Here is a 16,535-nt window from a genome sequence, read left to right as displayed (position 1 = left end):
ATGACCGCAGAGACTGATCCGCGCATTCGCGCCGGCCGCTACGTCGCGCCACAGGGCCTGTACGAGCAGAACAAGGCCTTGCCGTTCCTCGGGCGGGTCAGCTGCAGTCGCGAGCAGCTCGTCGCCGGCGAATGGACCGAGATCGAGCTGGTCTATGAGGTCGGCGCGGTCGGCCTCGCCGACGGCGCCTGGCTCAAGCTCGCGTTCAAGTTCTATTCCGACTGGGCATTGTTCCAGACCTCCGATCCGGCCGGTGCGAACTACGTGTCCGCCGAATATCACGCTGGACCGCTGCGGCCGGGGCAAAGTCCGTCGACGGTGCAGGGCTTGAAGGTGCGCTTCGACCAGAAAGGGCACGAGCGGCCCTTCCAGAAGGCGATCATCGTCGACATCGTGGACGGCTATCTCAACCCTGGCGACCGCATCGTGATCCGGCTCGGCGACCGCCGGCAGGGCGGCGGTGGCACCCGCGTGCAGAGCTTCGTCGAGAAGGACTTTCGTTTCCGCCTGTTCATCGACCCGCTCGGCAGCTCGAAATTCGCAGAGGTGCCCGGCGACTGTGTCATCAACATCGTGCCCGGGCCGCCGCGGTCGCCAGTGTTGACCGCGCCGCGGCTGGTGGCACCGCAGTCTCTGTTCGACATCGTGGTTCGCTTGGACGATCTGTGGGGTAACACCTGTCGCGACCGTGCAGCGCGTGGCGAGCTGCGCCTGATCGATCCCGCCGGGCATGTGCAATCGCAGCCGCTCAACTTCGCTGCCGAGGGATGGAACGTCGCGCGCGTCCACGGCCTGGCATTGGAGCGCAGAGGCGAGTGGCGGTTGGAGGCGCAGGTCGAAGGTCTCGCCGCGCCGGCGGTTGCCTTCGTCCAGGTCGAACCGCTTGCGCAGGACATGCGTCCGCTTTACGCGGATCTCCATGTGCATTCCCATGACACCGTGGGCACCAACGATACGCTCTACAACCTTGCCTATGGCCGCGACGTGGCGGCGCTCGACATCGTCGGGTACACCGTCAACGACTTCAACATCAAGCAGGCCGACTGGGAGCGGGCGGTCGAGATCATTGCCGGGCTCAACGCGCCGGGCCGGTTCGTCTGCTATCCGGGGACCGAGTGGTGCGGCAACTCCAGCGCCGGCGGCGACCGCAACGTCGTGTTTCTGGGGGAAGGCAAGCCGCGGTTTCCGTTTGATGCAGAAGGCCATTCAGTGCGCTCGTTCGAGTGGAACGAGACGACGGCCGGCACCATTCGTCCCGGCGTGTGGCCGGTTGACGAGCTTTATGCGGCGTATGCCGATAGCCCGGAGGAGCATCTCCTCATTCCCCATGTGGGCGGGCGACGCTGCATCCTCGATTGGCATCACCCTGAACTGGAGCGCCTTGTCGAGGTGGGATCGTCCTGGGGCCAGTTCCACTGGTTCTATACCGACGCCTTGGCGCGTGGCTATCGCGTCGGTGCGTCCGCTGCGGGTGACGAACACCAGGGACGATGCGGCGGTGGTGCGCCGGCCACGGCCGTGTTCGGCTCCCGCGGTGGATTGACGGGCGTCCTCGCGGAGCGCCTCGACCGCGCGAGTGTGGGGCAGGCACTGCGCGCGCGGCGCACCTTCGCAACGACCGGCGAGCGCAGCTTCGCGAGCCTGCGGCTCGGCGCGGCCTGGATGGGCGAGGTTGTCGCCGCCAATCGGCATGAGCCGTTGACCTACCGGCTGCTGGGCGATCAGGGCTGGGAAAGCGTCGAACTGTTCGATGCCGGCCGCCTGATCTGGCGCCGGGACCTGAATGCGGAAGCCGGTCTCTCCGAGCGCAAGGTGAGGGTGCGTCTCGCCGGTGCGCGCATCAGGGATCGCTATCGTGCCGCCAACTGGAGCGGCGAGATCACGGTGCTCGGCGCCGCAATCCTTGATGTCCGCGGCGTCGGATTCGATCATCCGGAACAGCGGGCCTGGCGCAAGGACACGACCACCGTGGGATTTGTCACGGCGACCCATGGAGACACGGATGCCATCGAATTGACCCTGTCGAGCCTCGCGGGTGCCAGGATCGAAGTGCGAGGGGGCATTGCGGGCTATGTGAAGGTCGGTGATCCCTTGAGTCCGTCGCCTCACGTACATGCGCCGCAGTTCAGCCTCGAGATCTCCGGCACCGACCTTCTTGCAGGCGGCCGCGCGCTCGCTCTCAGCGGAATCGAGCTGGAGGTGGCCGTTGAGCGTGTCTCTGACGTCGCGCTGCCGCGCGATGTCGGCGGCGAGATCGATCTCTCCGGCTTCGATCTCACATCGGGCGTCGAGCATCCGCTGTTCATCACCGCGCGGCAGCGGGACCAGTCGAGAATCTGGACGTCGCCGCTCTTCCTGACGCCGGGAAATTGAGGCAGGATCAGCAGCCGCGTCTCCAATCTGCGCTTGCAATTGCCTAACACGTCAATGGCAGGTACCTCGCGCCCGAACGAGGATAATGCGGTCAGGATGTTTACCACGCGTCCGGCGATATCACCGTCATCGATCGCAGCGGTCAGCGCGCCGGGATCGACGAGGCGGGTGTTGATGCGCCCTCATCGTGAGCGCTCGCTCGGCGCAAAATTCCGCAATGTTGTCAGTTGCCATTGAGGCGGGACGTGGTGGCTATGGAAGTCGATGATCGAAAGTGACTGAGCCATTGCATCACCCGACGTGAGGCGACAAGGAAAATACAAGAAAGGACGGACCTCGCCATTCCAAATTTCCATTGCAAACAGCAACAAATATCCGCTGGTCCGCTGGCTTGGGAGCGGGCGTGAGCTTCATTCATGGCCGCATCGAGCGCACGGTCGTATTTTCGCAGGACTCGTTTGCTCGCGCCGATGTTCCATAGGTCAAAATTTTCGTTTCTTCATGAAGGAAAACATGGATGAGGGGTTGCTCACCGGTTTGTCGAATGGAGTTTACTTATTTTCCGATCAAGCTTGACTCCGGTTGTGCGCAGACTGACGATTTTAATCGCTTTAACTTTCCGGGAGGGCCATCAACAATGAGCATTGCGCTGGCGGAGGCTGCCGTCGGGAATACAGGGCAACATCAAGACCTTTCTGTCCGTCGCTATAAGCCACTGATCGGAGCGGTGATCGAGAACGTCGATTTGACCAAGCCGCTCAGCGATCGCAACAAGCAGGATCTAAACCGTGCGTTGATCGAGCACGGCGTCATCTTCATCCGCAATCAGGCGCTGGACTCCGGCCAGCATGTCGAACTCGCCCGCGTCTTCGGCAACCCCATCCGCAAGAATATCTATCTGCCGTCGGTGAACGAGTTTCCCGAGATCGAGGTCATCGCCCATGACGAACACACCAAGTCGGGCGGAACCGACAATTGGCACGTCGATGTCTCATGGCAACGCGAGCCTCCCAAGGCGACGGTGCTGCATATCAAGCAGGTGCCTCCCGGCGGGGGCGGTGATACGATCTGGGCTTCCTCCGGCGCTGTCTATGATCTGCTCGATCCCGACCTAGCCCGCTATTTCGAGAAATTGACGGCAGTGAACACCTTCTGGGCCTCGCCGAAAAAGGCCGGGCTGTCGGATCTTCTCTCGGGCTATGCGGCAGGAGGACAAGAAACGGCTGAAGAGGGGCTGGCGCGCGTCAGGGATGCCGCCGTCAAGTTTCCGCCGATCGAAGTGCCCGTCGTCAAGACGCACCCGGAGACGGGCCGCAAGCTGATCTTCGTCAACGAGGCCCACACCAGCCATCTGCTCGGCGTCTCCAAGACCGCCAGCCAGAGCTTGTTGAACTATCTGTACGATCTCATCAAGACGCCCGAAGTGCAGGCTCGCTTCGAGTGGCAGGAGGGTGACGTCGCGATTTGGGACAACAGACAGGTCCAGCATTACGCGACTCGTGACTACGGCAAGGCTCCGCGCCGCATCCACCGCCTCACATTGGAATATGACGGCGTATTCTAGACGTCCGATGATTGCGCGCCAGCCCTACCATGGGGGCCGGCGTGCAATCTCAAGCCAGGAGAGACGGTCGATGCGTATTTGTTATCTGCGGATCGGGAGCGGAGGCGGCCGAACTCTGGCTGCAGCTTGTGAATGTCCGAAATTCGCTGCTGAACAGGCGTTGCGTTTCTTCACTCTCTTCTGCTTTCTGCTGGTCTCGGCCCCGGGCCCTCTCCGTGCGGAGGATGCGCCGAAGCAGCCGGGGCCGGCGCCGGAAAAGCTCGAGCTGCGATATCAGGGCTGGTCGGGCCGCGTGCTCTACCCCGAGCTCGCCGAGGAGCTCGGATACCTCGCGCCCGTCAAACTCAACTGGATCGGCAATACAATTAGTGGCCCTCAGGACATCCAGGCGGCAGTGACGGTGACATCGACTTCGGCGGCGCTTTCAACGGCTCTATCCTGAAGCTCGCCGCTGCGGGCGCGCCTATCAAGGCGGTCATTGCCTATCTCGGCACCGACGCGCAGACGTCAAGCGGTATCGTCACGCTTGCCTTCAGCCAGATCCAGAGCCTGATCATCACCGAGGCCGCCGACGTGGATCAGTCCAGCCACGGTTACGCAAGGACACTCGGAAGCCCAAATGCAGGGCTGGCGCCCGGTGACCGATGAGGTTCACCGTCATGGCGGCACGATCTTTCTGCAGTTGTGGCACGTCGGCAGGATGGCCCATTCCTCGATTCTGGCGAACGGCCAGGCGCCGGTGGGCGTGACCGAGCAACGGGCAAAGGGCTCGTCGGTGTTTTCCCACGGCCCGGATGGCCGGTTGGGTTATATGCCTACGGAGACGCCGAGGCCCCTCAGCACGGATGAAGTGTCGGCCATAGTCGGCACCTTTGCCAAAGCTGCCGCCAATGCACGGAAGGTCGGGTTCGATGGTGTCGAACTCCATGCAGCCAACGGCTATCTGTTCGAGCAGTTCATGAACTCGGTGCTCAATACGCGCACCGACAGTTACGGCGGGGGCCGCATGGAAGATCGCACGCGCTTCCTGATGGAAGTCTTGGAGAACACTGTAGTCAAAGGTCAAATGCCCACGCTCCGGCAGACGCTCATTCCGGGCGAACAGATACCGTTGCGACGCCGATCGTTTTTGCGTCAGCTAAATTGACCCGCCACTTTTGCGCGCAGTAAAGACAACAACCTCGCGGCGGCAGCCGCGCCGCTGACACCGCCAAAGCAGCCCTCTATTGATCTAGATCAAGTAATCACTCCGGCAGGCTCGAAATCTAGGCAAGCGCGCTCCATCTAGTCGAGTTTCTGCAATGGATACGCTGCTCCGGACCCTGCTGACCATCGCTGTTGCTGTTGCCTCGTTGGGCGCGATCTCGGAGCGCGTGCGTGAGGAGGTGGCCGACAACGAAATCCGCATCGGCAATCTCATGCCGTATAGTGGAAACCTTGAGATCTTCGGGGCAATCGGCAAGGCCGAGGCGACCTATTTTGAGATGCTCAATGAGCGCGGTGGCATCAATGGCCGCAAAGTGCGCTTCATCTCCTACGATGACAAATCTGATGCGGCATCCTCCCTGAGCTTGACGCGTGCGCTTGTCGAGCAGGACAATGTTCTCCTGATGTTTGGTTCCTTCGGTACACCAGGCAATTTCGCCGTTCGCCAATACTTGAATGAAAAACAGATCCCTCAGCTGTTTGTTGCTTCCGGCGACGATCATCTCAGCGATCCAAGCTCGTTCCCATGGACAATGGGCTGGCAGCCTTCGTTCCGAGAAGAGGGACGCATCTACGCGAACTACATCCAGGCAGTGTACCCGGGAAAGAGGATCGTGGTTCTCTGGCAGAATGACTACTTCGGTCGTGAGATCATCAAGGGTCTGGAGGATGGGCTAGGAGAGATCGCCCGAATGATCAGGGTCGGTATCGCCTACGATCTTAGGGACGAACATCTAGACACACACGTATCGATCCTGAAGCGATCAGGTGCAGAAATCGTTGTCTTTGCGGGCGTAGCCTCAAACGCCGCGAAAGTGATCCGCCTGGCAGCGGACATTAATTGGCGTCCCACCTTCATCCTGAACCAGATGGCCTCGTCGATCGCAATGGCTCTAAAACCTGCCGGCTTGGACAATGCGGTAGGTGTAATCACCGCCGCATACCTCAAGGACGCCGACGATCCGGCTTGGAAGGTCGGACAGTCCGGCTCTGATTGGCAATCATTTCTGGAGAAATATCAACGAATCGGTGGCAGGGACGAAAGCGCCGCCATGTTCGGATACGCCGCCGCCGAGACGCTGGCGCAGGTGCTCAGGCAGTCTGGCAATGACTTGTCGCGTGAGAATGTCATGAAGCAGGCTGCAGCGCTAAAGGACTATCAGAGCTCAGCCCTTTTGCCCGGCATCAAGATCACCACCGGTCCATTGAATTTCCGGCCAATCAAGCACATGCGATTGGTTCAATTCGACGGCCGCACTTGGCAGCCGATTGGCGACGTTCTAGAGACGGCGTTTGCCAACCTCGATAACTAGGCATTCCCGTCCAACAGCTTTAGAGGACCGGAAATCATGGCCGAAACAAAAAACTCTCCGTAGAAGGCGCTCAGCAAGATGTGCGCCGACGATGCGACCGTATCGTGGTCTAATCGTCATGATGAGGAGATGCAACGCGCTTGATGAGGAGATCAAGCGGATGCGGGCGCAGCGGCTTCGCCTCTCGGCTGCAGTGACAGAGTTACGATCGATTAATCAACTCGCTTGCGCCGCGCCAGGCTGCCCACCACAGGTGACCGCCATTCTGGTTCTTCCTCCCTATGCGCCCCCAAACAAGCTCTGCATCCACAAGACGCTTGCAGAGATCAGCGAATTGACTCCACGCGGCGGTTGCGCGCGGGCAGTACCATTCCGTTGCTTCAACACGCGACGTCGCAAGGCGTAACCTGGGCGTCGATGAGTCCGACACGGAAGCAAAGGCCCGTCAGCGAGCACCCAGTTTGGCTTTATTCCTGTCTCGGACAGAGAACTTGCGGGCGGCCTGCGCGACGCTTTGCGCCACCGCGTCTTGCATGAGGCGATCGATCATCGCGATCGGATCGAAGTGCTCTGAACGGCGCGGGGGAGGGGCTGCGGTCCAGTTTTCCGGTATGACCTGATCGCTTTGGTGCGACTGGCCGCTGCGCAGATTCAGATGTGAGATCCGGCTTTTGACCGCCTTATGGGCGACGAAGTCGACCCGGAAGTCAGGCATTCTCGGAAAGCGCATCTAGCCACGGCGGATCGGACACGTGGGCTTTTGAACAGATCGGGCCTGCTCAGGTCCTGACGAGCGGAGCGGAGAAGCGAATCCCGACCGCATGAATGACGAGCAACGGCAGCTCGATGCTGCAATCCTGCGCCTTTTGCCGTAAACGGCGCAGGACGGCGTCGAGGCTTCGGCTTTCCACGTCCATCTCGCCGTAGCCGAGGTGCTTGGCAAGCCCGGCCCGGGCGACCGTCGCGCCCTCGGCCTGTGCGAGATATTCCAGCAGCAGCAACTCGCGTCCCGAGAGCTGCAATGACACGCCTCCGGGGGCGACGAGAAGACGGCGCTGCGTTTCGATCTGCCAAACCGCCGGCTGCCGCGCATCGATGTGCTCGGCTTTTGTAACTGCGGCAGTGTGGACGCGGCGAGCAAGATTTCTGACGGCGAGCAGAAGCTCTTCACCATCGACCGGCTTGGTCAGATAAAGGTCAGCACCCTCTGCGTAGCCTCGGATCCGGTCGTCGCGGCCGGTCCAGGCCGTCAGCATGATGATGCCTGGGCGCCTTTCAGCCGAGAGATCGCGCGCAAGCTCGAAGCCGCTCGCATCGGGGAGGTTGACATCGAGAATGGCGATGTCGAACACGTCCGTCCGCAACGCCTTGTAAAATGAGATGGCCGAGGACAGGTCGGTCACAGTGATCCCGCTGAGCCGCAGGTATTCTGCCAAGCCCTGCCGCAGATCATGATCGTCCTCCACGAGAACGACGTGGATCGGCTGACCATCGGACTTGGGCTGGTGAGCGGTTTGTCGGGGCAGGGAGCTTGTCGTCATAGGCTGCAACGAATCAGGTCAATCGTCTCGAATCATCGCATATACACGGCAGCGCCGAGTGGACAACGCCTGAGGGGATGGTTGCCGATGATCGATCGCCCGAAGGGATGCGCCAGCCTTGGCGACCTCCTTGCTATCCTGGTTTGTCTCTTCGCCCTCTCCGTCTTCGCGCGCGAGGTCAACGCGCGGGAACTGCAGCCGACGGCCATCGTCGGGCCGAGCGGCGAGTTGCCGCTGGACGGATACATGGAATTGTTCGTCGATCCGTCGCGGACCCTGGACCTGGGGGACGTGCTGAGGGCGAGCGCGCAGTTTCACCCTATTTCAGGCCACGGCATCAATCTCGGCTATACGACGGATGCAGCGTGGCTCAGGATTCGCGTGGGAGCGGGGGAGTGGCAACGTGTCCTCCTGTCGCTGACTCCGAATTTCGTCGATCTGGTCGACGTCTATGTCGCAGCCGACCATCCCGGCCTCGCTGCCGACGATTTCAAGCACTACGCCACCGGCGATCATCGTCCTTTCTCGGCGGACGATACGCTCTCCGGGCTCGACAACGTGGTTCCGCTGCAATTGCAGCCGGATGCCGCGATGCTCGTTTATATCCGGCTGGCCAGCGTCAATTCGTCGCTCAATCTCTCGGCGGTGCTCTACTCTCCCACGGTCCATACGTTCCGTGTGACCGTCCAAGGTCTCGTCGCCGGCGCCTGGTTCGGCGGCATGGCCGTCCTGCTGATCATCCAGCTCGTCTTCTTTCATTTCGACCGCAAGCCGTCCTATCCGCTGCTCGCCTTCAGCATCCTCGGCGCGACGCTGGTCTATGTCGGCAATCTCGGCCTGTCCCGCATGCTGCTGTTTCCGAACGGCGGCTACGGCAACGACTACTTCACTGGAGGTGCGGCCTGGCTCGGGCTGCTGGCCAGCTCGCTCGCCACCGCCAGCATTCTCGAATTGCCCCAACGCCTTCCCTGGATGAACCGGATATTTCTCGCTGGAGCCGGCGTGGGTTTTATCGGGATCGTCTTCGTCGGCTTCAACGCCAACCTCGTCTTCGCGCCGTTTGGCGGCGTCGTCATTTTGATCTTGGTGACGCTCGCCCTGGTGCTCGCGTTGTTCTGTGCCAACGAGAATGGCGTCGACACGCGGCTGCGCGCCGCAGCCTACTGGGTTCTCTGGTTCGGCGTGGCGGGAACGGTGGTCCAGCGCGCCGGCTTCGTGGAGCTGCCGGACTGGGTTGCGCATACCTATGCGCTGCCGGTCCTCCTGCAAATGGTGTTGCTGTCGGGAGCGGTGGCGGTGCGCCTGCGCTCCGCGGAAGCCATGAACGCCGCCATGAGCACCGAGATGCTGCTCGCCGCGCAGGCCGCGGAACGCCGCGCCGTCGCCATGGTCGAGGAGAAGACCCGGGAGCTCGCCGCAGCCAAGAAGATCGCCGAGGACGCCCTGCGCGCCGAATTGCAGTCGCAAGAGCAACAGGTGCGGTTCATGGAGGTGATCTCGCATCAGTATCGCACGCCGCTCGCCACGATCCGCTCCAATATCGACGGCATCGGCCTCAGCTTGCCCGTGGAGGACCAAGCCAATCACGACCGCCTCAAGCGTGTGCGCCGCGGCATCGTACGGCTGATCGAAACGCTCGAGGTGAACCTGACGCGCAGCCGCTTGCAGGGGCCGTCCTTCTCACCGCAACTGGTTCGGACGTCCTTGCAGGATGTCGTCTTGGCCAGCGCAGCTCGCGCCAACGACCTGCTTCAAGCCGACATTCTGACGGATGCTGCCCCACGAGCGGCGCATGCATCGATTATGGCCGATCCCGAGATGCTCGGCATCGCCATCATCAATCTCCTCGAGAACGCGGTGAAATTCTCTGTCCACATGAAGGGGGATCCTGTGATCCTCTCATGCTCGATCGCGGGAGATAGCGGCGTGATCGCTGTCACCGACAAGGGCATTGGCATCCCGCCCGACGAGATCGTCGGAATCATGCGCCGATCGGTGCGCGGCTCCAATGCTCGACATGTCGAGGGCACGGGCATCGGCCTATCACTCGTCTCCCGCATCGCGGGCGCCCACGGTGGAACGATTGAGATCGACAGCAAGGTCGGTGTCGGCACCACGATCCGAATCATCGTGCCGCTGCCTTCCTGATTCGGCGCCGCGACGCCTCAGAAGCGGTTCGATGCAGCTCTCCTGATCACGCTGAACATGTGCCCTGTCGGTCACCCGTTGCAGAAGTTTTGTGGCGTTGCGACGAGGCAACATGTTTCGTTCCAAGACGTTTCCGCATGTTCCAATGCGTTACAAATCGCTCCAACTCGCTTCTGTTGCACTCACGCCCGCAGCTTTAACCTCCTGCAAGCTCGCAGACAGCTTCTCGCCTGAGAGACGATCGAGCGCCGCGTTGGGGGGTTCGTTCAACAACTCGGCTGTCCACCGCGTACGCGCCAGATGCAACGGACCTCTCCAAGCAGCGGCGCGAAGGTTTCGTACACCCTATTGGTTTCGCGACCGCGGAGATGATCTTGCAGACGATCGCTTATCGGCAAAATTTTTGTCATCGGCCCCTCGTTTCCGGGCATCGCTTGAGTCTCAGCGCCGGCGTCAGCTCGCTGGCGCTCATTCTGGCGCTGCAGCCTGCAGGGGCTCAGACTTATTATCCCGGACAGCGCAACAGCCTGTTCGTCATCCCCGCGCCGGTGAACGGTCGTGCCGCCTATACGGAGGGCTTCATTTGGGAGACATTGTACCAGGCGACCTCCGGTCAGGCGGGGCCGTCTCTCAACATCATCAATAATTCCTGGATTCTCAACAAAGATCCAACCCAGGTTATCTGGCGGCAGGCGATCGCACCCTCGGTGGTGATCGGCTCCGAGGGCGGCAAAGGCGGTGACGGCCTGAAGCGGGATGCGGAGGCCGCGGCCGGCGGAGCCGGTGGCAACGTTACGGTCGTCCACAATGCGAGCATGGCGCTCAGCCCGGCGGAGGCGACCATGCTGACGTCCCTGGTGTCGATCTACTCCCGGGGCGGCAAGGGAGGCGCCGGCGTTGTCGGCGATCTCGACGGTCGGTCCGAGCTTTATGCCTCGGCCGGTGGGGGCGGGGCGGGTGGCGACGTCACGGCGACCGTCCAGAAGGGTATCGACACCCAGGGGGACTATGTCGGAGCGCTTCATGTGATGTCCCGCGGGGGCAATGGCGGTGATCACGGCCGGATCGACGAGGACGAGCCGCAGACGCCCCGTGCTGGCACCGGTGGATACAGCGGTCTCGTTTCGGTGACGCTCGGCAAAGACGCCAAACTCACTACGACCGGCAAGGCCGCAGCGGCGATCGTGGTGGAGTCGATCGGGGGCGACGGCTCCAATTCGGCCAATGCGCAGGACACCCGCGGCGGGGTCGCGGGCAACGCCCATGCAGGCTCTGACAGGAGATCGATTCTTTATAGCAATGCTGGCGCGGTCTCGACGGCGGGGGAATTTGCGCCCGGCGTGCTGCTGCAGAGCGTCGGCGGCGCCGGCGGGAAGGGCGGCACCGCGGCGGTGTCCGGACGCGGAACGCCGGGCGGCGCCGGTGGCCATGGCGGCAACATCATAGGGCTCCAGACCGGCAGGATCGACACCAAAGGGGCCTACAGCTACGGCATCGTGGCGCAGTCGGTCGGCGGTGCCGGTGGTGCAGGAGGTAACGGTCTGGCATCCGGCGGGGCCGGCGGGGTGGCCGGGAGCGGCGGTAGCATCGACCTGACCGTCGCCGACCAGATCCGCACGGCGGGCAAAGGCGCTACCGCGGTCGTGGCGCAATCGGTCGGCGGCGGCAAAGCCGTTCAGGCCTTCCAGTCCGATCTTCTGGCACCGCCGGTCGGTGGAGGCGGTGCGGGCGGGTCGGGTCTATTCCTCTGGCTCAGCAGCGGTGGCGTCGGCGGAACGGGCGGCGATGGCGGCGCAGTGACGGTCAACAACAACGGCGATCTGTGGACAGATGGCGTCGGCGCAGCCGGCATCCTGGCGCAGAGCATCGGCGGAGGCGGTGGGGGTGGTGGCGAGGCCACGGCCTTCGGCGTTGGCTTCGGCGTCTCACGGGGCGGCAGCGGTGGCGGCGGCGGTAATGGCGGCACCGTCACGGTCAACAGCCGTCGGGGCAGCATCGGCTATTTCCTGGGCGGCATTCATACCCGTGGTGCCGATGCTGCCGGCATCATCGCGGAATCCATCGGCGGCGGGGGCGGCTCGGGCGGCGAAGCCGTCACCGTCGTGGGCGGCACCTTGGTCACGTCCGCGACGGCTCTCGGTGGTTCGGGCGGCGATGGCGGCTCCGGCGGCACGGTTCTCATCGACAACGGCTGGGCCGTTTCCACCTCGGGGGTACGCTCCCATGGCATTCAGTCGATGAGCATTGGTGGCGGCGGAGGCGATGGCGGCGCCTCGTATGCGGCAGCCTATTCCAAAGCAGTCGAGAAGCGGCTGCCCAATATCGCGGTCGCGGTCGCGGTCGGCGGCTCAGGCGGCAAGGGTGGCCAGGGAGGCGCCGTCACCGTGACCAATTCCGGGGCCGTGTCGACCAGTGGCAATGATGCGTTCGGCATCATGGGCATGAGCATTGGTGGTGGTGGCGGCGACGGCGGCATTTCCGACGTCAGCGCCACGGCGAGCGGGTCCTCGGTTGTCGGCGTGGCCGTGGGCGTCGGCGTCGGTGGAACCGGGGGCGGCGGCGGTACTGGAGGAGCCGTAACCATCGTCAGTGGCAACAGAGTCACCACGTCCGGAGATCAGTCCATCGGCATTGTCGGCTACAGCATTGGCGGCGGCGGCGGTGCCGGCGGCAGCGCCGACGTGACCGGCACCACGTCCGGTAAGGGTTTCTCGGTCGCGGTGAACGTTGCCGTCGGTGGGAAGGGCGGCAGCGGCAATACCGGCGGCACCGTCAAGATCACCAATAATGGAACGACCGAGACGCAGGGCTATGCGGCGTCCGCGATCCATGCGCTCAGCGCCGGCGGGGGCGGAGGCTATGGCGGCGCCGGGATGGCCAGGTCCGCAGGGTCGGATTCGTCGCAGCCCAAACCCAGCGACTCAGCGCGCATCACCGCGGCGGTCAATGTGGGCGTCGGTGGCGCCGGTGGCAGCGGGTCGAATGGAGGACTCGTCGAGGTCACGAACAACACGGCGATCACGACCCGCGGGGTTGATGCCAGGGGCATCCTGGCCCAGAGCATCGGCGGCGGCGGCGGCGTAGGCGGCGCGGGCACGGCGCACAGTGCCAACAACGTGCAGGTCAACGTAGCGGTCGGTGCGACTGGCGGCGGCGCGAGCGACGGCGGCGACGTGGTCGTGAACAACGGCGGGACCGCGGCCGCTATCATCACCACCTACGGCAACGGCGCCTACGGCATCCAGGCGCAGTCGGTCGGCGGCGGTGGCGGCAGCGGCGGCTCGGCCTCTGCCGATGCGGGAGATTCCACGTTGGCTCTGCTTGGCAAGACGCTCGCCGCAAACGGCTTCAAGGCGCTCGCCCAGAAGGTACTGCCCAAATTCTCCGCCAAGCACGGTATCAAGCCGTCCTTCCCGATCTCCGTCGCCGGCAACGATACCGTGGGAGGTACGGGAGGTTCGGGCGGCAACGGCAAGTCCGTCACAGTCACCAACTGGGGTGAGATTTCCACCAATGGCCAGGTGGCCACGGCGGTGTTCGCGCAGTCGATCGGCGGTGGCGGCGGCAATGGCGGCGCCTCCACGGTTGGTGGCGGTGCGCTCCTCGCGAACATGAAGATCGCCAGCGGCGGCAGCGGCGGCGTGGCCGGCGATGGCGGCGCCGTCACGGTGACCAATGGATTCAACGGCAAGATCAGCACAGGGGGGGCCTCCTCGTACGGCATTTTTGCTCAATCCATCGGCGGCGGTGGCGGGCAGGCGACCGTCGGCGTGGACCGTTCGGGTTTCTCACTCGATCGGCCCGCGCTGTTGGCCGGCGGTAACGGGTCGCGTGGAAATGGCGGCGCGGTCAAGGTCACCAATGCAGGGAGCATCGTCACCGGCGGCGCGCAATCCCACGGCATTGTCGCCCAGTCCATCGGCGGCGGTGGCGGCCTCGTGGCGCTCAACTCCATGGATGCCTTCGAGGTTCTGAGCCTCAAGACTGCGCTGACCCAGGCCGAGAAAGATACACTGAAGCGTTATGGCCTGGACGTCGACCAAGCCATCAAGGAAGCCGAATCCGCGAAAGCTGCAGCCAAGCCGGGGACCGACACCCTCACCCTTCAACTTGGCGGCACGGGCGGTGCGAACGGCAACGCCGCCGCGGTGACAATCGAACATGCGGGATCCATCACGACGACTGGCGGCAATGCCTTCGGCATCCTTGCGCAGTCCATCGGCGGCGGCGGCGGTTTCATGTCGGACGGATCGGGGCCCGGCATCAACACGCTGAAAGTGTCCGGTCGCCTGGGCGGGTCCGCCAACAGCTTCGGGGACGGCTCCGAGGTTTATGTCAAACTCGGCGCGGGAAGCAGCATCCAGACCACGGGCGTGGGCTCTGTCGGCATCCTCGCGCAGAGCATTGGCGGTGGCGGCGGCTATACCGGTGCACTCAATTCGGTGGATGCGACCTATGCGAATCTCCTGGCGCAGAGGGATCCGTCATCCGGGCGCGGCGGCGGCATCCTGGTTTCGATGGCGAACACTGCTGCCAGGATGTCGATCCAAACACAGGGCAAGAACGCGCATGGCGTCTTCGCGCAGAGCGTCGGCGGCGGTGGCGGCGCGGTCGGCACGGCCGAGGGGATCGTGTTGCCGACGCAGATCGGCGACACGACCAACCGCAACAAGGCAACTCGCGGCGGTGGTCTGATCGAGATCGACCTCAAGGGGTCGATCAGGACGACCGGCGAAAATTCGGTCAGCATCTACGCCCAGAGCGGCGCGCAGGGCGGCGCGGGGCGGGTCGTGGCCGGCACGGGTTCGGACATCAGAGTCAACTTCCAGGGCGTGCTCGCGGGTGGCTCCGGGACCGGTGCTGCGGTCCAGATCGATGGCGGCGGTGCCAATGCGATCGAGTTCCAGGCCGGGTCTGAAGTCAGCGCCGGCTCGGGCGTGGCAGTGTTGGCCAGCCACGGCCAGGACCGGCTGGACAACTGGGGGTTGTTATCCGGCGACGTGAATCTTGCCGTCGGCAACACCGGAGAGGTCAACACATTCAACAACCGCCTTGGCGGCACCTATACCAGCTCCGCCCGTGGGATCGTAAATGTTGGAGCCGCAGGGACGTTCCGGAACGAGGGGACCTTCAATATCGGCGGCATCAATGCCATTGCCACCGCGAATGTCATTGGCACTTATGTACAGACCGAGGCCGGCTCGTTGCTGATGGATGTCAGCCGCACCCCTGCGGGGGCCAAAAACGATCTCGTACAGCTGACGGGCTCGCTTAGCGGCACCATCAAGGTGAACGTCGTGGACGGCCTCATGCCGGGCCGTTTCGCCGTGGCCGAGGTGAGCGGGACCACCAACAACCTCAAAGCGGCCGGGGCACATGGCAACTTCAGCCCCTTTAACTGGTCTGTCCAACGCGAGGGAAGCCGGATCTTCATCGACCCCGCCGCGAACATCCGGGCCCTCCAGGGGGTGGATATGACCGCCAGCGAGGATGCCGCCATGGCCTATCTCCAGCGGGCCTGGGAGTCCGGCAAGATCTCGCAGTCCAATGCATCGCTGTTTGGAAAGCTGGCCAATGTCAGCTCAGTGGACGACTATACCCGCTCGATCGACAGCATTACACCTGAGGAGTCGCTTGGCGCGCTGTCCAACCAGACCCTGGGCGCCCTTACATCCGTCAAGATGTCGCTCAGTTGTCCGATCTTCACCGGCGCGGGCACGATGATGCAGGAGACCGATTGCGGTGGGCCCGTGTCACCGGCGCCTGGACCAGGCAGACCGAAAGTGCTGATGCGAGCGGCTATCACCAGAATGCCGAGACCTACCGCGTCGGCGCGCAGCGCGAGATCGCCGACGGCTGGTTTCTTGGCGCGACCGCCGGCCTGACGCAATCCGCTCTGTCTGACAGCGACAGGCTGTCGAGGACGAACGGCGTCGCTGGCGACGTTGCGGTCTCGCTGAAGCATCAGATCGGCCCATGGCTGCTCGCGATGTCCGGCCACATGGGTTACGGTACGTTCGAGACGCAACGGCTTCTCGACGTCGGACCGAGCGTCTGGCTCGCGAACGGCACCTCGCACATTTGGACGGCCGCCGCCCGCGTCCGCGCCAGCTACGAGCTGGCTTATTCCAACTGGTACATCAAGCCCTATACCGACCTCGACCTGCTCTACACTGCCATGCCGGGCTATACTGAGCACGGCATGGGGGGCATGGACCTTCATTTCTCGTCCGCACGCCAATGGAATGTGGCAGTGAGCCCATCGCTCGAAATCGGCGGCCGGCTGGACGTCGATCCGCAGGCTTGGCTGCGGCCCTATGCGTCGGTGGGTATGACTTTCTTCGCCAGGGACAGCATGGATATCGGCGTCACCTTCGGCAATGCGGCTGA

The 16,535-nt window shown here is 63.4% G+C and carries 9 protein-coding genes; 7 read left to right on the top strand and 2 right to left on the bottom strand.

The window, feature by feature from the left end; genetic code table 11:
- The 5 genes from AC5ZGW_RS13845 (at position 1) to AC5ZGW_RS13825 (ending at position 6,456) form a co-directional block, all read left to right on the top strand.
- Complete coding sequence (locus AC5ZGW_RS13845) at positions 1-2,373, top strand: hypothetical protein (protein ID WP_130225204.1); 2,373 nt, start codon at positions 1-3, stop codon at positions 2,371-2,373.
- A gap of 637 nt (positions 2,374-3,010) precedes the next feature.
- Positions 3,011-3,937, top strand: coding sequence for a TauD/TfdA dioxygenase family protein (locus AC5ZGW_RS13840; RefSeq protein WP_130225205.1), 927 nt, complete (start codon positions 3,011-3,013; stop codon positions 3,935-3,937).
- Positions 3,938-4,007: 70 nt separating this feature from the next.
- Positions 4,008-4,379, top strand: coding sequence for a hypothetical protein (locus AC5ZGW_RS13835; protein ID WP_165435153.1), 372 nt, complete (start codon positions 4,008-4,010; stop codon positions 4,377-4,379).
- A gap of 177 nt (positions 4,380-4,556) precedes the next feature.
- Positions 4,557-5,084 (top strand): oxidoreductase, encoded by a 528-nt coding sequence (locus AC5ZGW_RS13830; RefSeq protein WP_245474649.1) that lies wholly within the window; start codon positions 4,557-4,559, stop codon positions 5,082-5,084.
- Between the two features lie 154 nt (positions 5,085-5,238).
- Positions 5,239-6,456 carry an ABC transporter substrate-binding protein gene (locus tag AC5ZGW_RS13825; protein ID WP_130225206.1) on the top strand — a complete coding sequence of 406 codons (1,218 nt, stop codon included), beginning with the start codon at positions 5,239-5,241 and terminating at the stop codon, positions 6,454-6,456.
- A 445-nt stretch (positions 6,457-6,901) separates the two neighbouring features.
- On the opposite strand, the gene AC5ZGW_RS13820 is transcribed toward AC5ZGW_RS13825, so the two are convergent.
- Both AC5ZGW_RS13820 and AC5ZGW_RS13815 read right to left on the bottom strand, forming a co-directional pair.
- Entirely contained in the window at positions 6,902-7,171 is a 270-nt protein-coding gene (locus AC5ZGW_RS13820; protein ID WP_130225207.1) for a hypothetical protein, read from the bottom strand.
- Between the two features lie 64 nt (positions 7,172-7,235).
- The gene (locus AC5ZGW_RS13815) at positions 7,236-7,997 is read right to left on the bottom strand and encodes a response regulator transcription factor (protein WP_130225208.1); all 762 of its coding nucleotides are present in this window, start codon (positions 7,995-7,997) and stop codon (positions 7,236-7,238) included.
- 87 nt (positions 7,998-8,084) lie between these two features.
- Between AC5ZGW_RS13815 and AC5ZGW_RS13810 the strand changes: the two genes are divergently transcribed.
- Both AC5ZGW_RS13810 and AC5ZGW_RS13805 read left to right on the top strand, forming a co-directional pair.
- A complete protein-coding gene (locus tag AC5ZGW_RS13810; protein WP_165435154.1) occupies positions 8,085-10,145 on the top strand; it encodes a sensor histidine kinase in 2,061 nt (686 codons plus the stop codon).
- Positions 10,146-10,579: 434 nt separating this feature from the next.
- Positions 10,580-16,030, top strand: coding sequence for a beta strand repeat-containing protein (locus AC5ZGW_RS13805; protein ID WP_130225210.1), 5,451 nt, complete (start codon positions 10,580-10,582; stop codon positions 16,028-16,030).
- The last annotated feature ends 505 nt before the right edge of the window (positions 16,031-16,535 follow it).

It is taken from the genome of Bradyrhizobium sp. Crot121, assembly GCF_059512385.1.
Note: the sequence above shows the minus strand (reverse complement) of the source record. Positions and strands in the feature narration are given on the sequence as shown.